Here is an 18,016-nt window from a genome sequence, read left to right as displayed (position 1 = left end):
TTCACAATAGGCGATCTCGACCCGATTGGCCCGCGCACCCACTCCGAAGGAGCTTGCGCGGGCACTCCAGTCCAAAGATCCTGCACAGCAATGTTTTTGGGCTTACCGCGAGTACATCGTCACAGTGACGATTCTTCCGCACACCCATACATGGTCGGATTATCGCGATCAGGACTGTTTCTGGCGCTCCATCATCGCGACGATCCGTTCGAGATCATCCACCGACCCGAACTCGACAACGATCTTCCCCTTGCGCTTGCCGAGGGACACCGTGACTCGTGTGTCGAACGACTCCGACAGCCGCTCCGCCACGTCCTGCAGCCCCGGCATCTGTATCGGCTTGCGTTTGGCCGGGGGGGCGGCCGGAGGCCCGTCGCGATCCGCGAGCAGAACCGCCTCCTCCGTGGCTCGCACCGACAAACCCTCGGCGACGATTCGCGCGGCGAGAGCCTCCTGCGCATCCGGTCCTGCCTTCAGCGAAAGCAGTGCCCGCGCATGGCCCGCTGACAACACTCCCGCGGCCACACGTCGTTGGACCGCGATCGGGAGCTTGAGTAACCGGATCATGTTGGTGATCACCGGACGTGATCGACCCAACCGCGCGGCGAGCTCCTCGTGCGTGACCTCGAACTCCTCGAGCAGCTGCTGATAGGCCGCCGCCTCTTCCAGCGGATTGAGCTGTGCGCGATGAATGTTCTCGAGGAGGGCGTCACGGAGCAGTGTGTCGTCCGGGGTCTCTCTGACTATCGCGGGGATGGCCGTCAGACCTGCTTCCTGACTGGCACGCCAGCGACGCTCACCCATCACCAGCTGGTAGCTCTCGGGGCCTGTCTGGCGAACCACGATCGGCTGCATCAGCCCGAACTCACGGATCGAATGCACCAGCTCCGCGAGAGCTTCCTCGTCGAAGACTTGGCGAGGTTGCTTGGGGTTCGGCACGATGCGGTCGGGGGGGATCTCCCGATACACCGCCCCTGCATCGGCCACGAGCGACGGTGTCTGACGGTCCGGCTCACCGCCGATCAGGATGTCGGCAGCAGCGCTACCGAGGCCGGGTGTGCGACCCGACTCCGGTGCCGTAGGAATCAGTGCAGCGAGCCCGCGACCGAGTCCGCCCTTCTTGACCTGAGCCATCTACTTCTCCGACTTTCCAACCAGGACGCTCCGCGCCGCCAGTTCGCGGCCGGCGTCGAGGTAACTCATCGCGCCGCGCGAACCGGGGTCGTACGCCAGGACGGTCATACCGAAACCAGGGGCCTCGGACACCTTCACGCTCCGCGGAATCACCGACTTCAACACCGCATCGCCGAAGTGCGCGCGAACCTCGTCCGCCACCTGGTCGGCGAGCTTGGTGCGGCCGTCGTACATCGTGAGAATCACGGTGGAGACGTGGAGCGCCGGATTCAGATGTGCCTGCACCAGCGAGATGTTGCTCAGCAACTGACTCACCCCTTCCAGTGCGTAGTACTCGCACTGGATCGGGATGAACACCTCGGTCGCAGCGACCATCGCATTGACGGTGAGGAGGCCGAGCGACGGCGGGCAGTCGATGAGGATGAAGTCGATGCCGAGACCCTCCAGCGCCTCCTCGGACAGAGCAGTCTTCAGCCGCCCTTCGCGTGCGACAACGGAGACCAACTCGATTTCGGCGCCGGCAAGATCGATCGTGGCAGGGATGCACAGCAAGCGTTCGCTCTGGGTCGAGGTGGCGATGGCCTCCTTCGCCGTGACCTCGCCGAAGAGCAGCTCGTACGTCGACGGTGTCCCGGAACGGTGCTCCACACCGAGCGCGGTGCTCGCGTTGCCCTGCGGGTCCAGATCGACCACCAGGACCGTCAACCCCTGGAGCGCCAAGGCGGCAGCGATGTTCACCGCTGTGGTGGTCTTTCCAACCCCGCCCTTCTGATTGGCGATGGTCAGCACCCGTCGCTGGGCAAGTTTGGGGAGTGTGACGGTGTCAGGGTGCAAGACCTGACTGGCGCGCTGTGCAGCCGCACCGATCGGGGTGTCGTCGGGCGAGACGGGGGAGTAGCCACCGAAGCTCTCCGTCACTGCTCCGGCGTCGCGATCAGGCGGCTCGGGGGAGCGTGTTTCACGTGAAACAACACCTCCGGGAACGGTCACGGCCTCATCCGGAGCACCCGACATAGTTTTCTCCTTCTCGAACACGAACGGACGCCGAGCACTGAGTCAGGGCGTACGAGGCTGCCTCATAGACCGTGATGCCGCAGAACGAACTGCAGAACGCTGACCGCGCGCCGACCTCTCTGCACGGACCACGATAGTCGGTGCAGGCACCAGATCCACCCCGCACCGACGGACCTCAAGACCGGTACCACCGATCTTCTCCACTGCCGCGCGATCTCGCTCGATCTCGTCCCGAGCGGACTCGCCCTTGAGGGCCAGCATCAGCCCACCGATCCGCACGAGCGGCAACGACCAACCCGCCAGTTTTGCCAGAGGAGCAACAGCACGGGAGGTGACGACGTCTACGCCACCGATGTCGCGGACCACCCGTTCGTCCTCCGCGCGCCCACGCACCACGACGACGTCCAGTCCGATAGAGGAACTGAACTCCGTCAGGTACGTACTCCGCCGAAGGAGCGGCTCCAACAGGATGACGCGAAGGTCGGGGCGTGCAATAGCCAAGGGGATCCCCGGTAGGCCGGCGCCGCTACCCACATCGAGCACGGAGGCACCCTCAGGGATCAGCTCCGAGATCAGCGCGCTGTTCACGATGTGCCGGCCCCACAGCCGAGGGACCTCTCGTGGACCGATCAATCCACGCTCCACGCCATCGCCTGCGAGCGACCGTCGATAGGCACGGGCAAGAGAGAGGCGATCACCGAACAGAATCGCCGCGACCGACGGCTCGCGCTCGTCATCGAGGTCGTCGACAGATCCGTCATGTTTCACGTGAAACGGTGTCCTTTCACTCCTGCAGACGAATGACAGCCATGTGATTCCGAGTGCGAATGCAAGAGGCCCCCGGTGAACCGGGGGCCCCTGATGGCGCTGATGACGCCGTCTCGCTGCTATGCCATCACACCTTGACGACGACCACTCGACGATTCGGCTCCGCGCCCTCGGACTCGCTCGTCACACCCTCCACCGACGCCACCGCATCGTGAACGATCTTGCGCTCGAACGGCGTCATCGGAGTCAGCTCCTCTCGCCCACCGTTCTCCGCGACGCGGGCCGCTGCGGCAGCCCCGAGCCGACTCAACTCCGCTCGCCGTCCTGCTCGCCAACCTGCCACGTCGAGCATCAACCGACTCCGCTCACCGGTGGACTGCTGAACCGCCAGACGCGTGAGCTCCTGCAGCGCATCGAGCACTTCGCCCTTGCGACCGACCAGCTTGCTCAGATCGGTTCCGCCGTCGATGCTCACCACCGCTCGGTCACCTTCGACGTCGAGATCGATATCGCCGTCGAAATCCAGAACGTCGAGGAACTGCTCGAGGTAGTCGCCCGCGATCTCACCTTCCTCGACGAGGTCGTCATCCGCTTCGGGCCCCTCGATCGCCAAGTCCGGGTCGTTGCGAGAATCCTCGACGGCGGTCGAGTCGTCCTTCGGTGTCGAGCTCGTGTGGTCGGCATCCACAGTCACGGTGCTACTCACTTCCGTTTCGATCGTTGGAGGATAGGTCTGGGGGAGAGGCGCTACTTGCGCCTCTGCCTGTTCTTGCTGCCGCCGGAGCGCGCCTGCCCGCGCTTGGGTCCACTCGGTGGTTGACGCTTACTCGATGTCCGGGCCACGCCGTTGGACCCACTGCCATTCGATGCGCTGCCGTTGGCCGCGCTGCCGTTGGCCGCGCTGCCACGCCCACCGGTCCCATCGGCGTTGCCGTCGGTGGTCTTGGCCATGGGAATCGGCTTGGCACCGGGCGCCGGCTTCTTGCGTGCAGCGTCCGGACGCACACCAGGCTTGGGAGCGTTCTCCGCGCGACGCTCGAGCGCCAACGCCTTCTTCTGCTCCTCCTCCTTGTCGATCCGACCGAACACCAGATGCTGCTGTCCGTATGTCCACACGTTGTTGCTCACCCAGTACAACAAGATGGCGATCGGCAGGAACGGCCCACCGACGAGAACACCGAGTGGGAAGACGTACAGCGCGAGCTTGTTCATGATGGCCGACTGAGGGTTGGCCAAGGCCGCCTCGGTCTGACGGGCGACCGATGCGCGTGAATTCAGGTGAGTGGCAATACTCGCGATGATCATCAACGGAACCGAGACCCCGACCACGGCCCACAGCGACGGCACGCCGAGCCCCTTGACCGCGTTCGCGTAGGCGTCGAGCTGAGCGGTGGGCATCGTGATGTTGGCGGAGATGGGCGCACCGAACAGTCGCGCGTCGAGGAACGAGTTCACATCGTTGACGTCGAAGATGTAGTTCGGGATCGTGCGGTTGGTGACGGGGTCGATACCGAGCTGACCAACCCCGGTGCCGGTGCGGTTGAACGAGCGCAGAACGTGGAACAGGCCGATGAACACCGGCGCCTGCGCCAAGACCGGCAGACACCCCATGATCGGGTTGAACCCGTGTTCCTTCTGCAGCTTCTGCATCTCCACCGCGAGTTTCTGACGGTCCTTGCCGTACTTCTTCTGCAGGGCCTTGATCTGAGGTTGGAGCTCCTGCATGGTCCGGGTGGTACGGACCTGCTTGACGAATGGCTTGTAGAGAATCAGTCGCAGGGTGAAGACGAGGAAGACCACCGACAATGCCCATGCGAACCCGCTGTCGGCACCGAGCACGTAACCGAAGGCCTTGTGCCAGAACCACAGGATCGCCGACACCGGGTAATAGATGAAGTCGAGCACGGCTTGGGGTACTCCTCTGTTGGTCTCACCTTCCGGGGAAGGTGTACTGCAGGTCGCTGGTCGGGGGAGTGCACCCCGCGGTCAACGGTGACGGACGTGTTCCGGAACCGGGTCGTATCCTCCAGGGTGCCAGGGAGCACACTTGAGCAGGCGGACGATCGCCAAAATCGACCCCTTGACAGCTCCGTGGGAACGCAGGGCCTCGACCGCGTACTCGCTGCATGTCGGCATGAAACGGCATGTCGGCAGCCGAAGTGGGGAGATGTACGTGCGGTAGAGATCGATGAGGAATATCAGCGTTCTCGCCGGCAGCGTGATGATCGCGTTCACCGCTGCGTCACCACTGCCAACTTGGTCAAAGCCGACACGACCTGTCGCCGCAGATCCGCCGACGATGCCGTGGCCGCTGATGGCAGGGCTCGTAGGACGATATCGACGTCGGACCGGGCGTCGGGGACCACCTCGGCTCCTATATGGCGAAGCCGGCGGGCTACTCGATGTCGAGTCACCGCCGGACCTACCGTCTTGCCGACCACCAAACCGATTCGGGTCCTCCCCGGCGAGTCCACGAGCATCTCGTCGTCTCGCATGAAAACGTGCACCACGATGTCCGACCGACCGGAGCGCCGACCTCGTCGGACTGCGTGTGCGAAGTCCGACGAACGCCGGAGACGGTGCGGTTCTGACAGCACACGCGTCTCCCGGGCGTTCTCGAGAATCGGACGATCAGGCCGTGAGGGTCGCGCGGCCCTTGCTGCGGCGGGCGGAGACGATCGCACGACCGGCCCGCGTTCGCATCCGCAGGCGGAAACCGTGCACGCGCGCACGCCGCCGATTGTTCGGCTGGAAAGTCCGCTTGCCCTTGGCCACGGTGGTACTCCTCGATCGACGGGCGCCGGTCGAGCGCCACTGCGTACTAGCGGGTCGCGAACTCGATGACCGAGTCCGAGTCTATGGTCAACGGTGCTGAGCTACTGCTCGCCCACGAACCGCGACGGCGTGAACGGGATCTACAGGACACCTGGTGACCGTTCGAGGGTACTGACCGACGCTGACAGGGTCAAACCAGTACCGCCGTGACGCCGTCGATGCCCATCGTTACTCGAACGAACCCGGCAGTTATCGTGACGTCTCACTATCCCTTGCCGGACCGATGTGGAGTTGTTACCTTCTGGTGGTCGTTCGGCGGTCCGCCCCCCGAACACCGGGTTGCGCGCGGATCCATAGTGATCCAGACCACAGCACGGTGTACCGGTGAGCCGAGCTCGAGTCGAGTTCAGCGGAACCGAGCGGCGTCGGATCGGGGTCACCATAGTTGTCCACACCTGTGGATAATTGTGTGGAAACACAGATCGGTGGCATATTCGATCGGTGCGTACCTCCTCCGAGGGAGCAACGAGGAGGACACCGGATGGACGACGACCAGGACCAGCTGAGCGAGGTCTGGCCCCGCGTGGTTGCCGACCTCACCGACACCGAATCCAAGCACGCACTCTCCCCTCAGAACCGAGCCTGGTTGGGGCTGGTCCGACCGCTGACCTTCACCCAGGGATTCGTCCTCGTCTCGGTTCCGTCGGCCATGGCGCAGGGTGTGGTCGAGAAGCTCCGGGAACCGATTCTCGAAGCGCTCGAACGTCACCTCGGCCAGACCGTGGACCAACTCGGAGTTCGTCTGGCCTTCCCCGACGAACCGGCACCCGAGACGCCCCGCTCGTTCGAAGAACCCACACCCCCGCCGGACGCGAGTTACCGCGATCGCGGTCTCGGTGACGACGACGAGGTCGACGACGACGGTGACGCTATACGCAGCGTGAAGCAGTCGTGGCCGTCGTCGTACACCGAGAAGGTCTCGCCGCAGAGCACCTCTCTCAACAGCAAGTACACCTTCGACACGTTCGTCACCGGAGCGTCCAATCGCTTCGCGCACGCCGCCGCGCTCGCGATCGCCGAGGCGCCGGCTCGGGCGTACAACCCGCTGTTCATCTGGGGAGCGTCCGGGCTCGGCAAGACCCATCTACTGCACGCCGCCGGCCACTACGCCCAGAAGCTCTTCCCCGGTATGCGCGTGAAGTACGTCTCCACCGAGGAGTTCACGAACGACTTCATCAACAGCCTCCGTGACGACCGCAGAGTTGCGTTCAAGCGCCGCTACCGCGAGACCGATGTACTTCTCGTCGACGACATCCAGTTCATCGAAGGCAAGGAAGGTATCCAGGAGGAGTTCTTCCACACCTTCAACACCCTGCACAATCAGAACAAGCAGATCGTCATCTCCTCGGACCGCCCACCCAAACAGCTCGCAACACTCGAGGAGCGCCTGCGAACACGGTTCGAGTGGGGACTGATCACCGACGTCCAACCCCCCGAGCTCGAGACGCGTATCGCCATCCTGAGCAAGAAGGCACGGCTGGACGACCTGAAGGTGCCCGACGACGTCCTCGAACTGATCGCCAGCCGCATCGAGCGCAACATTCGCGAGTTGGAGGGCGCGCTGATCCGTGTGAGTGCGTTCGCATCCCTGAACGGACAGGAACTGGAGCGTTCACTGGCCGAGGTGGTCCTGCGGGACCTGGTGCCCGAGAGCGGCGCGCTCGAGATCAGTGCGGCGACCATCATGGCGGTCACCGCCGAATACATGGACACCACCATCGAGGAGCTCCGCGGGCCCGGCAAGACCCGCGCGCTGGCACAGGCTCGTCAGATCGCCATGTACCTGTGCCGCGAGCTGACCGACCTGTCCCTGCCCAAGATTGGGCAGACATTCGACCGTGATCACACGACAGTGATGTACGCGGACAAGAAGATTCGCAAAGAGATGACCGAGCGCCACAAGGTGTTCGAGCAGGTGCAGGAGCTCACGGCCCGCATCAAACAGCGTTCGAAGCCCTGACGGCGGGACCGGCGAGCGTCATCCGACCGAAGTACCCACACCTGTGGACAACGTTGGGGAGCAATGCCTTAACCCGGGGACAGCCTTGGGACCGCCGCACACACGACGTGTTCTGTACACAGACCGTCCCCGGGATCGCACCCATCCGTACACCTGTGATCCACATCTCGCCACGCCGTGCGACCAGGCACCATTACCACCTGTCCCCACTGTCCCCGGGACCTATTACTACTGCTGTTTCTTTCATCGACAACTCTCTTTCAAAAGCAGCCCCCGGGGACTGCCCGGGTGAGCCTGGCCGTAGTCGATCGCACGGACTGCCGGTCCACTACGCTCAGCACCACACGGGGCGCACCCCGCACCGACCGATCGAGAGGACCCACCGGGCGATGGAGCTGGGCACCGTGAAGTTCCGACTGGCACGTGAGGATTTCGCCGACTCCGTCGCGTGGGTCGCCCGATCGCTCCCGTCACGTCCTGCCGTCCCGGTTCTCGGTGGAGTTCTGCTCTCGGTGGACGACAACGGCTTGACCGTCTCGGGTTTCGACTACGAGGTCTCCGCTCAGGTGCGCGTTCCCGCCGAGGTCGTGGGCGGCGGCCAGGTGCTGGTCTCGGGCAAACTCCTCGCGGACATCACTCGCGCGCTTCCCAACAAGCCGGTCGACGTCGGTGTCGAGGGCACCAAGGTGCACATCACGTGCGGCAGCGCCAAGTTCTCGTTGCCGACGATGCCCGTCGAGGACTACCCGGCACTGCCGGAGCTGCCCCAGACCACGGGCACCATCCCGGGCGGGGTGTTCGCCGAGGCCATCGCACAGGTGGCCGTCGCAGCCGGACGCGACGACACATTGCCGATGCTGACCGGTATCCGCATGGAGATCGAGCGTGGTTCGGTGGTCCTCGCCGCCACCGACCGATTCCGGCTCGCCGTTCGTGAGCTCGACTGGTCCCCGTCCGGAGACGGCCCGAATGCCGCCGTCCTCATCCCGGCCAAGACGCTGTCCGAGGCCGCGAAGACCATCGGTGGCGATCAGAGTGCGCCGGTGGAGCTGGCACTGGGGTCCGGATCGCATATCGGTACCGACGGACTGCTCGGCATCATGGGCGACGGCCGCCGCACCACCACCCGACTGCTGGACGCAGAGTTCCCGAAGTTCCGCCAGCTGCTGCCCACCGAGCACACCGCCGTGGCCGTCGTGCCGATCGCCCCCTTGGTCGATGCCATCAAGCGAGTGGCGCTCCTGGCCGACCGCGGTGCTCAGGTACGGCTGGAGTTCTCCGAGGGCGGGCTCACCCTCTCCGCTGGAGGCGACGACGCCGGCCGCGCCGAAGAGGCACTCGAGGCACGCTTCCAGGGTGAGCCGCTGACCATCGCGTTCAACCCCGGTTACCTGCTGGACGGGCTCAACTCGCTGCACAGTGACAGCGTGTCGTTCGGGTTCACCACACCCAGTCGCCCGGCCGTATTGCGCCCGGCCGGTGAGGAGGATCCTGCCCCCGATGCGTCAGGAACCTTCGCGGCTCCGGATTCCGCGTACACCTACCTGCTGATGCCGGTGCGACTACCGGGCTGACAGCGCTGGTAGCCGCCACCGCTCGTAGACGCCACCGAATGCGAAGGACTGTCGATATGCAACTCGGGTTGATCGGCCTGGGCAAGATGGGCTTCAACATGCGCGAGCGCCTTCGCCGCTCCGGCATCGAGGTGATCGGCTACGACCCGCGACCCGAGGTCACCGATGTGCCGTCCCTGGAGGCTCTCGCGCAGGCCCTGGCCGGTCCGCGGATCGTGTGGGTGATGGTGCCGTCGGGTGAGGTGACCCGCTCCACCGTGGCAGCACTCGCGGACGTTCTCTCGCCGGGTGATCTGGTGATCGACGGCGGCAACTCACGCTTCACCGACGACGGTCCTAATCGTGATCTGTTGGCCGACAAGGGAATCGGGTATATCGATGCGGGTGTATCCGGAGGTGTGTGGGGCCTCGAGAACGGCTACGGGCTCATGGTGGGCGGATCCGACGAGGACGTCACGCGCGCGATGGAGATCTTCGATGCGCTGCGCCCACCCGGTGAGCTCGCCGACGGATTCGTCCACGCCGGCCCGGTCGGCGCCGGTCACTACGCGAAGATGGTGCACAACGGAATCGAATACGGGTTGATGCACGCCTATGCCGAGGGATACGAACTCCTCGCCGCCGAGGACCTCATCACCGACGTCACCGGAGTCGTCCGCGCGTGGACCAAGGGCACGGTGGTGCGGTCCTGGTTGCTCGATCTGCTGGTGAAGGCGCTGCAGGAGGATCCGGATTTCGCGGCGATCTCCGGGTACACGCAAGATTCCGGTGAGGGGCGCTGGACGGTGGAGGAGGCTATTCGGCATTCGGTCCCCGCGCCGGTGATCTCGGCCGCGCTGTTCGCCCGGTTCGCCTCCCGTCAGTCCGACTCGCCGGCGATGAAGGCGGTGTCGGCACTGCGCAACCAGTTCGGCGGCCACGCCGTCGTACGCACCGCGGAGCCCGGTTCCTGAGTGTTCGTACGCCGTGCCACGTTGCGGAACTTCCGATCGTGGGAAGAGCTCACCGTCGAACTCGAGTCCGGTGTCACCGTGTTCGAAGGTCCCAACGGACACGGCAAGACCAACATCGTCGAGGCCGTCGGGTACCTGGCGACACTGTCGTCGCATCGGGTCTCGAGTGACGCGCCGCTGATTCGCAGCGAGACCGACAGTGCACACGTCGGCGCGACCGTGATCAACCGTGGACGCGAACTGAGCGTGGACGTCACGGTGAACTCGGGTAGGGCGAATCGGGCGAGCATCAACGGCGCCGCCACTCGTCGGCCGGCGGACATCCTGGGAATTCTGACCACCGTGACGTTCGCACCCGAGGACCTTGCGCTGGTCCGCGGCGATCCGGGTGAGAGACGCAAGTTCCTCGACGAGCTGGCCACCCTGCGTCGACCGCGCCTGGCCGCGGTGCGCGCGGACTACGACAAGGTGCTCCGGCAGCGGTCGGCTCTGCTGAAGACCGCGGGTGCTGCGCTGCGCCGGGGGTCCGGTTCGGCGTCGGTCCTGGCGACCCTCGATGCCTGGGATGCGCAACTGGCGTCGATCGGTGCACAGTTGCTCGCCGAACGTATCCGTACGGTCCACGCGCTCGCGCCCCACGTGGCTGCGGCGTACGCGCAGATCGCGCCGGCGTCCAGGGCGGTTTCGGTCTTCTATCGGTGCAGTCTCGGGGACTGCCTGCCGGTGGAGTTCGCCGATCCCACTCGCGAACCGGAGCCCGACGACGTGGAGGTGCTGGAAGCGAGTTTTCTGGTGCGGCTGTCGCAGGTGCGTGACCGTGAGCTCGAGCGGGGGGTGTCGCTGGCCGGTCCACATCGCGACGATCTCGATCTGATGCTCGGTGCGGAACCGGCCAAAGGCTTTGCCAGCCATGGTGAATCATGGTCCCTGGCACTCTCGCTCCGGCTGGGGTCCTTCGTGTTGCTGCGCGCCGAGGACACCGACCCGGTGCTGATTCTCGACGACGTCTTCGCCGAACTCGACCGCGCCCGCCGGGAAGCGTTGGCGCAGGTGGCCCTGGGCGCCGAGCAAGTTCTGATCACGGCGGCGGTGGCCGACGACGTCCCTGCTGCCTTGGTCGCCCACCGCTTCGGTGTACGGGCACACGAACTCGGTGCTGGTCGACGTCGGTCGGAACTGATTACATGAGCGACATGACCGAACAGCCCGGGTCCGAGCCGGCTCCTGCCGAGCCGGAGCTGAGGGGATACGACCTCGCCCGCAGAAGCCTCGAGCAGGCGCGCGCGGCCGCGAAAGCAAGGGGTCAGGCCGTCGGGCAAGGTCGATCCTCGCCGGTTCGCGGCACACGGCGGCGCTGGTCGGGGTCCGGCCCGGACGATCGTGACCCGCAGAGTCTCGGTTCACTCACTGCGCGGATGGTCAGGACTCGTCACTGGTCGGACAAGGTCGTCGAGGGCACCGTCCTCGGGCGCTGGGACAGTGTCGTCGGTGCCGACATCGCCGCGCACGCCCATCCGACCGCCCTCACCGACGGAGTTCTGCACATCAGCGCCGAATCGACCGCTTGGGCCACGCAGCTGCGGTTGGTCCAGTCGACCATCATCGCCAAGATCGCGGCGGCCGTCGGCAACGGTGTGGTGACGTCGGTGCGCATCACCGGGCCGCAGGCGCCGAGTTGGCGCAAGGGCGAGCGGCACATCGCCGGTCGTGGCCCGCGCGACACGTACGGCTGAACCTCTCGCACGATCGGGTCGTCGGTGTGTCGGGCCGCTGGGTCATGACGCGCCATGTGAACCGAGAAGCCACCTCTACCCACGCCCGCACTCGGAAACAGTCGCGAAAGTCGCTGTGCGAGGCAATCAGGCACCAGTTCGGGGTGTCAACGTGCACGTGTGCACCCCGCGTACCGGTAGTATGGCGGGGTAGGGGACCGCTCGTCGAGTGAGGCCGAATCGAAAAGGAGAACCACGACATCGTGGCTGCCCAGAAGTCTGGCAAGAACGACTACAACGCGTCGTCGATCACCGTCCTCGAAGGACTGGAAGCGGTACGCAAACGTCCCGGCATGTACATCGGCTCCACCGGTGAGCGCGGGCTGCACCATCTCATCTGGGAGGTGGTCGACAACTCGGTCGACGAGGCGATGGCCGGACACGCCACGACGGTGTCGGTGACCCTGCTCGCCGACGGCGGAGTGCGGGTGGTCGACGACGGGCGCGGCATTCCTGTCGGCATGCACGCCTCGGGAATCCCGACCATCGAGGTGGTCATGACCCAGCTGCACGCCGGCGGCAAGTTCGACTCCGATTCGTACGCCGTCTCCGGCGGCCTGCACGGCGTTGGTATCTCGGTGGTCAACGCCCTCTCGACCAGGCTCGAGGCCGAGATCGACAACGACGGCTACCACTGGTCGCAGACGTACACGCTCGCCGAACCGGGTCCGCTGATCAAGGGCGAACCCACCAAGCGAACCGGTACCTCGATCACCTTCTGGGCCGACCCCACGATCTTCGAGAAGACGGTCTATAACTTCGAGACCGTCGCACGGCGGTTGCAGGAGATGGCGTTCCTGAACAAGGGACTGACCATCGTGCTCACCGACGAGCGGGCCAGCGATGTCGAGCGAGCAGCCGACGAGGCGGCTGAATCGGATGTCGCGACCGCGCCCAAGAGCGCCGACGATGCCGCGACCGACACGCCGCCACGCGTGAAGACCCGCACCTACCACTACCCCGGTGGACTCGAGGACTACGTCCGCTACATCAACAAGAGCCCGTCGAAGACCCCGATCCACCCGTCGGTGCTGGCGTTCACCGCCAAGGGAACCGGCCACGAACTCGAAGTGGCGATGCAGTGGAACAGCACCTACGCGGAATCGGTGCACACCTTCGCCAACACCATCAACACCCACGAGGGCGGCACCCACGAGGAAGGGTTTCGAACGGCCCTGACCACCGTGGTCAAGAAGTACGCCAAGGACAAGAAGTTGGTGAAGGAGAAGGACGGCGAACTCAGCGGCGACGACATTCGCGAGGGGCTCGCTGCCATCGTCAGCGTGCGGGTGGGCGAGCCGCAGTTCGAAGGACAGACCAAGACAAAGCTGGGCAACACCGAGGTCAAGTCGTTCGTGCAGAAGGCGTGCAACGAGCACCTCGCGCACTGGTTCGAGGCCAATCCCGCCGAGGCCAAACTCATCATCGGCAAGGCCGTCTCGTCGATGCTGGCTCGCACCGCCGCTCGTCGCGCGCGAGATCTGGTGCGGCGCAAGACCGCAACGGAAATCGGGGGTCTGCCGGGCAAGTTGGCGGACTGCCGGTCGAACGATCCGAGCAAGTCCGAGATCTACATCGTCGAGGGTGACTCGGCCGGTGGTTCCGCCAAGTCCGGCCGCGATTCGATGTACCAGGCGATCCTTCCGTTGCGCGGCAAGATCATCAACGTCGAGAAGGCGCGCATCGACCGCGTCCTGAAGAACACCGAGGTGCAGTCGATCATCACCGCGTTCGGTACCGGCATTCACGACGAGTTCGACATCTCCAAGCTGCGGTACCACAAGATCGTGCTCATGGCCGACGCCGATGTCGACGGCCAGCACATCTCGACACTGCTGCTGACCTTGCTGTTCCGGTTCATGCGCCCGCTCATCGAGCACGGCTACGTGTACCTGGCCATGCCGCCGCTGTACAAGCTCAAGTGGCAGCGCGGCGCGGAGCCGGAGTTCGCATACTCCGACCGTGAACGCGACGGCCTGATCGAGGCTGGTATCGCCGCCGGCAAGAAGATCAACAAGGACGACGGCATTCAGCGCTACAAGGGTCTCGGCGAGATGAACGCCAAGGAATTGTGGGAGACCACGATGGATCCGAGCGTGCGGGTGCTGCGTCAGGTGACTCTCGACGACGCCGCGGCGGCCGACGAGTTGTTCTCCATCTTGATGGGCGAGGACGTGGAGGCTCGCCGCAGCTTCATCACGCGCAACGCCAAGGATGTCCGTTTCCTCGACGTGTGAGCCGACGCCGTGCCGGGCACGAGCGGTGATCACAAACCAGGTGAACTCAAACCAATTGTCCTGCTGTAGAGAGAGATTCGCGTAGATGACCGACACCACGCTTCCGCCCGCCGGCGGAGACGGACCCGCGTCCGACCGCATCGAGCCGGTCGACATCCAGCAGGAGATGCAGAGCAGCTACATCGACTACGCCATGAGCGTGATCGTCGGGCGCGCTCTGCCCGAGGTTCGCGACGGGCTCAAGCCCGTGCACCGCCGCGTGCTCTATGCCATGTACGACAACGGCTATCGACCCGATCGCGGGTACGTCAAGTCCGCTCGACCGGTCGCCGAGACCATGGGCAACTATCACCCGCACGGTGACACCTCGATCTACGACACCCTGGTTCGCATGGCGCAGCCGTGGTCGTTGCGCTACCCGCTGGTGGACGGGCAGGGCAACTTCGGCTCGCGCGGAAACGACGGCGCTGCCGCGATGCGCTACACCGAGTGCCGGCTCACCCCGCTGGCGATGGAGCTGCTTGCCGACATCGGCGAGGAGACAGTCGATTTCGCGCCGAACTACGACGGCCGCACCCAGGAACCGACGGTGCTGCCCAGCCGTTTCCCGAACCTGCTCGCCAACGGCTCCGGCGGTATCGCCGTCGGTATGGCCACCAACGTTCCCCCGCACAACCTGCGCGAGTTGGCCGAGGCCGTCTACTGGTGCCTCGAGAACTTCGAGGCCAGCGAAGAGGACACCCTCGCCGCATGTATGGAGCGGGTGAAGGGCCCGGATTTCCCCACCAGCGGACTGATCGTGGGCAGCGGGGGCATCGAGGACGCGTACACCACCGGCCGCGGGTCGGTGCGCATGCGCGGCGTCGTCGACATCGAGGAGGGCGAGCGCGGCGGCACCCAGATCGTGGTAACCGAGCTGCCCTACCAGGTCAACCCGGACAACATGATCGCCTCGATCGCCGAGCAGCTCAAGGACGGCAAGATCGCCGGCATCTCCGATATCGAGGATCAGTCCTCGGATCGCGTCGGCATGCGCATCGTGATCAAACTGCGCCGCGACGCGGTGGCGAAGGTGGTGCTCAACAACCTCTACAAGCACAGTCAGCTGCAGACCAGCTTCGGCGTGAACATGCTCTCCATCGTCGACGGGGTGCCGCGCACCCTGCGCCTGGACCAGATGATTCGGCTCTACGTCGACCACCAGCTCGATGTCATCGTCCGCCGGACGCGGTACCGACTGCGCAAGGCCGAGGAGCGCGCCCACATTCTGCGCGGACTGGTCAAGGCGCTCGACGCGCTCGACGAGGTCATCGCGCTGATCCGTCGTTCGGCGGACGTCGAGGTGGCCAAGGCGGGCCTGATCGACCTGCTCGACATCGACGACGTGCAGGCCGACGCGATCCTGGCCATGCAGCTGCGTCGCCTCGCGGCCCTCGAGCGTCAGAAGATCATCGACGAGTTGGCCGCGATCGAACTCGAGATCGCCGACCTGCAGGACATCCTCGCGCGGGAGGAACGTCAGCGCGCCATCGTGCGCGACGAGTTGAAGGAGATCGTCGACAAGCACGGCGACGATCGGCGGACCCGCATCATCGCCTCCGACGGTGATGTCACCGACGAGGACCTCATCGCGCGTGAGCCGGTGGTGGTCACCATCACCGAGACCGGGTATGCCAAGCGCACCAAGACCGACCTGTACCGCTCGCAGAAGCGCGGCGGCAAGGGTGTGCAGGGTGCCGGGCTCAAGCAGGACGACATCGTGAGCAAGTTCTTCGTGTGCTCGACCCACGACTGGATCCTGTTCTTCACCACCAAGGGCCGGGTGTACCGGGCGAAGGCCTACGAGCTGCCCGAGGCCAGCCGTACCGCCCGTGGGCAACACGTGGCGAACCTGCTGGCCTTCCAGCCGGACGAGCGCATCGCCCAGATCATCCAGATCCAGACCTACCAGGACGCCCCGTACCTGGTCTTGGCCACCAAGAGCGGATTGGTGAAGAAGTCCAAGCTCGAGGATTTCGACTCCAACCGTTCGGGCGGCATCGTCGCCATCAACCTGCGTGGTGAGGACGAGCTGGTCGGCGCCGTCCTCTGCACGGCCGACGACGATCTGCTGCTGGTCTCGGCCAAGGGCCAGTCCATCCGCTTCTCCGCCACCGACGAGGTGTTGCGGCCCATGGGCCGGGCCACCTCGGGTGTGCAGGGGATGAGGTTCAACGGCGAGGACGAGCTGCTCTCGCTGAACGTGGTCCGCGAAGGCACGTTCTTGCTGGTCGCGACGTCGGGTGGGTACTCCAAGCGCACCGCCATGGAGGAGTACACCCCTCAGGGGCGCGGTGGTAAGGGAGTCCTGACCATCCAATTCGACCCGCGACGTGGCACCCTTGTCGGTGCGCTCATCGTCGATGACGACGACGAGCTGTACGCGATCACCTCGAGCGGGGGCGTGATCCGCACCGCCGCGAAACAGGTTCGCAAGGCGGGGCGCCAGACCAAGGGCGTGCGGTTGATGAACCTCGGCGATGGCGACACCCTGCTCGCGATCGCACGTAATGCCGACGAGCCGGACGTACCCGCCGGCGACGGTTCCACTGCAGCGAAGGGGTCCTGACGTGAGCTCTCCCAATCCGCCGGCCGATGGTCGGCCCGATGCCCAGCCGGGTGGGGGGACCCCGCCGTGGAAGGACGCCCCCCGCGGGCCGCGCTCGGGGCCGAGCGCGCCGGCACCGCAGAACCAACCGCAGACCAACCTTGCGCAGCGGTCGGGTCGATCGACGATGTACGTGCCACCGGCCGGTGCCGACGAGAGGGTGCGGGCCGCCAGTCGTGAGGAGGCCAAGACCCGCGCCGCGGTGATCGACGGACCCACCCGCAACATCGCCCGCAACGACCTGCCGACCGACATGCCCGACCTGTCGACCGTCCGCCACCCCGGAGTGGACGCCGATGTGGTCGATCGGGCGGCCGCGGTGGCCGCTCCGGTGGTGGTGCCGGCTCCCGCGAGCGGGCCGCTGCGCGCCACGGTTCAGCTGCGCCGCATCGACCCCTGGTCGACGTTCAAGCTCTCGCTGGTGATCTCCGTTGCGCTGTTCTTCGTATGGCTGGTCGCGGTCGGGCTGCTGTACGCGGTTCTGGACGGCATGGGTGTGTGGGACCGTCTCAACGGTGCCTTCACCGACATCGTCGCCAATTCCGGTGACGGCGGTCTGGTCTCTGCCGGTCAGGTGTTCGGATACGCCGCAGGTATCGGCGTGATCAACGTGGTGCTCTTCACGGCCATCGCGACCATCGGGGCCTTCATATACAACCTGTGCTCCGACCTCGTCGGAGGCCTCGAGGTGACCCTCGCCGATCGCGACTGACCGCTGGTCGGGTGGGCGCGGGGGCGTCCCCGAGCGTTTTGGTCATCGCCGGACCGGTGCGGTAATCTCGTGCCTCGGCTCGCCCCACCGAACGGGTGCGATCCGGTACGGGCCTATAGCTCAGGCGGTTAGAGCGCTTCCCTGATAAGGAAGAGGTCGGAGGTTCAAGTCCTCCTAGGCCCACAGCGGTACCCGTCGACCGCGGAGAGGAACTCAGCCACCGATGTTCCGTCTCCCGGCCGCCGCCGCGGTAGTGGTTGTCGTCGCTCTCATCGTGCGGTTCGCCCGCGCGCAGGAATCGACATGGCATCGGCTACCGGAAGACTCGGGGCCTTAGCTCAGTTGGTAGAGCGCTGCCTTTGCAAGGCAGATGTCAGGAGTTCGAATCTCCTAGGCTCCACTCGCAGGTC

16 protein-coding genes and 2 tRNA genes are annotated in these 18,016 nt (G+C 65.4%); 10 read left to right on the top strand and 8 right to left on the bottom strand.

The window, feature by feature from the left end:
• Positions 1 to 168: 168 nt before the first annotated feature.
• The 8 genes from ACY48E_RS05230 to rpmH all read right to left on the bottom strand — a co-directional run bounded on the left by ACY48E_RS05230 (position 169) and on the right by rpmH (position 5,691).
• Complete coding sequence (locus tag ACY48E_RS05230; protein WP_462871052.1) at positions 169 to 1,134, bottom strand: ParB/RepB/Spo0J family partition protein; 966 nt, start codon at positions 1,132 to 1,134, stop codon at positions 169 to 171.
• On the bottom strand, positions 1,135 to 2,148 hold the full coding sequence (locus tag ACY48E_RS05225) for a ParA family protein (protein WP_462871051.1): 1,014 nt from the start codon (positions 2,146 to 2,148) through the stop codon (positions 1,135 to 1,137).
• A gap of 42 nt (positions 2,149 to 2,190) precedes the next feature.
• Complete coding sequence (rsmG, locus tag ACY48E_RS05220; protein ID WP_462871049.1) at positions 2,191 to 2,916, bottom strand: 16S rRNA (guanine(527)-N(7))-methyltransferase RsmG; 726 nt, start codon at positions 2,914 to 2,916, stop codon at positions 2,191 to 2,193.
• 127 nt (positions 2,917 to 3,043) lie between these two features.
• A complete protein-coding gene (locus ACY48E_RS05215) occupies positions 3,044 to 3,529 on the bottom strand; it encodes a Jag family protein (protein WP_462871226.1) in 486 nt (161 codons plus the stop codon).
• A gap of 134 nt (positions 3,530 to 3,663) precedes the next feature.
• Positions 3,664 to 4,821 carry a membrane protein insertase YidC gene (yidC, locus tag ACY48E_RS05210; RefSeq protein ID WP_462871047.1) on the bottom strand — a complete coding sequence of 386 codons (1,158 nt, stop codon included), beginning with the start codon at positions 4,819 to 4,821 and terminating at the stop codon, positions 3,664 to 3,666.
• Between the two features lie 81 nt (positions 4,822 to 4,902).
• A complete protein-coding gene (gene yidD, locus ACY48E_RS05205; protein WP_462871046.1) occupies positions 4,903 to 5,151 on the bottom strand; it encodes a membrane protein insertion efficiency factor YidD in 249 nt (82 codons plus the stop codon).
• On the bottom strand, positions 5,148 to 5,513 hold the full coding sequence (rnpA, locus tag ACY48E_RS05200; protein WP_462871045.1) for a ribonuclease P protein component: 366 nt from the start codon (positions 5,511 to 5,513) through the stop codon (positions 5,148 to 5,150). Before rnpA ends, yidD begins: the two co-directional genes overlap by 4 nt.
• Positions 5,514 to 5,547: 34 nt before the next feature.
• Positions 5,548 to 5,691 (bottom strand): 50S ribosomal protein L34, encoded by a 144-nt coding sequence (rpmH, locus tag ACY48E_RS05195; protein WP_462871043.1) that lies wholly within the window; start codon positions 5,689 to 5,691, stop codon positions 5,548 to 5,550.
• A gap of 541 nt (positions 5,692 to 6,232) precedes the next feature.
• Here rpmH and dnaA point away from each other — a divergent pair.
• The 10 genes from dnaA to ACY48E_RS05145 all read left to right on the top strand — a co-directional run bounded on the left by dnaA (position 6,233) and on the right by ACY48E_RS05145 (position 18,006).
• Positions 6,233 to 7,711: a chromosomal replication initiator protein DnaA gene (gene dnaA / locus ACY48E_RS05190; protein ID WP_462871041.1), complete on the top strand. Its 1,479-nt coding sequence runs from the start codon at positions 6,233 to 6,235 to the stop codon at positions 7,709 to 7,711.
• Between the two features lie 389 nt (positions 7,712 to 8,100).
• Positions 8,101 to 9,285, top strand: coding sequence for a DNA polymerase III subunit beta (dnaN, locus tag ACY48E_RS05185; protein ID WP_462871039.1), 1,185 nt, complete (start codon positions 8,101 to 8,103; stop codon positions 9,283 to 9,285).
• A gap of 5 nt (positions 9,286 to 9,290) precedes the next feature.
• On the top strand, positions 9,291 to 10,238 hold the full coding sequence (gene gnd, locus ACY48E_RS05180; RefSeq protein ID WP_462871225.1) for a phosphogluconate dehydrogenase (NAD(+)-dependent, decarboxylating): 948 nt from the start codon (positions 9,291 to 9,293) through the stop codon (positions 10,236 to 10,238).
• Positions 10,239 to 11,426, top strand: coding sequence for a DNA replication/repair protein RecF (gene recF / locus ACY48E_RS05175; RefSeq protein WP_462871038.1), 1,188 nt, complete (start codon positions 10,239 to 10,241; stop codon positions 11,424 to 11,426).
• Positions 11,423 to 11,971 carry a DUF721 family protein gene (locus ACY48E_RS05170; protein WP_462871037.1) on the top strand — a complete coding sequence of 183 codons (549 nt, stop codon included), beginning with the start codon at positions 11,423 to 11,425 and terminating at the stop codon, positions 11,969 to 11,971. The genes recF and ACY48E_RS05170 overlap by 4 nt, the downstream gene beginning before the upstream one ends.
• Positions 11,972 to 12,213: 242 nt before the next feature.
• A complete protein-coding gene (gyrB, locus tag ACY48E_RS05165; RefSeq protein ID WP_462871036.1) occupies positions 12,214 to 14,247 on the top strand; it encodes a DNA topoisomerase (ATP-hydrolyzing) subunit B in 2,034 nt (677 codons plus the stop codon).
• An 85-nt stretch (positions 14,248 to 14,332) separates the two neighbouring features.
• The gene (gene gyrA / locus ACY48E_RS05160) at positions 14,333 to 16,855 is read left to right on the top strand and encodes a DNA gyrase subunit A (RefSeq protein WP_462871034.1); all 2,523 of its coding nucleotides are present in this window, start codon (positions 14,333 to 14,335) and stop codon (positions 16,853 to 16,855) included.
• Between the two features lies 1 nt (position 16,856).
• On the top strand, positions 16,857 to 17,606 hold the full coding sequence (locus ACY48E_RS05155) for a DUF3566 domain-containing protein (protein ID WP_462871032.1): 750 nt from the start codon (positions 16,857 to 16,859) through the stop codon (positions 17,604 to 17,606).
• A 109-nt stretch (positions 17,607 to 17,715) separates the two neighbouring features.
• A tRNA-Ile gene (locus tag ACY48E_RS05150) sits at positions 17,716 to 17,789 on the top strand.
• A 144-nt stretch (positions 17,790 to 17,933) separates the two neighbouring features.
• Positions 17,934 to 18,006, top strand: a tRNA-Ala gene (locus tag ACY48E_RS05145).
• Positions 18,007 to 18,016 lie beyond the last annotated feature (10 nt).

This window comes from Rhodococcus sp. AZ1 (genome assembly GCF_054979605.1).
This window is presented reverse-complemented; position numbering and strand designations above follow the sequence as displayed.

Bases quoted from the DNA above. Each gene is read 5' to 3' on its own strand.
- ACY48E_RS05230 (WP_462871052.1), bottom strand. From the start codon at position 1,134: ATGGCTCAGGTCAAGAAGGGCGGACTCGGTCGCGGGCTCGCTGCACTG.
- ACY48E_RS05225 (WP_462871051.1), bottom strand. From the start codon at position 2,148: ATGTCGGGTGCTCCGGATGAGGCCGTGACCGTTCCCGGAGGTGTTGTT.
- dnaA (WP_462871041.1), top strand. From the start codon at position 6,233: ATGGACGACGACCAGGACCAGCTGAGCGAGGTCTGGCCCCGCGTGGTT.
- dnaN (WP_462871039.1), top strand. From the start codon at position 8,101: ATGGAGCTGGGCACCGTGAAGTTCCGACTGGCACGTGAGGATTTCGCC.
- ACY48E_RS05170 (WP_462871037.1), top strand. From the start codon at position 11,423: ATGAGCGACATGACCGAACAGCCCGGGTCCGAGCCGGCTCCTGCCGAG.
- gyrA (WP_462871034.1), top strand. From the start codon at position 14,333: ATGACCGACACCACGCTTCCGCCCGCCGGCGGAGACGGACCCGCGTCC.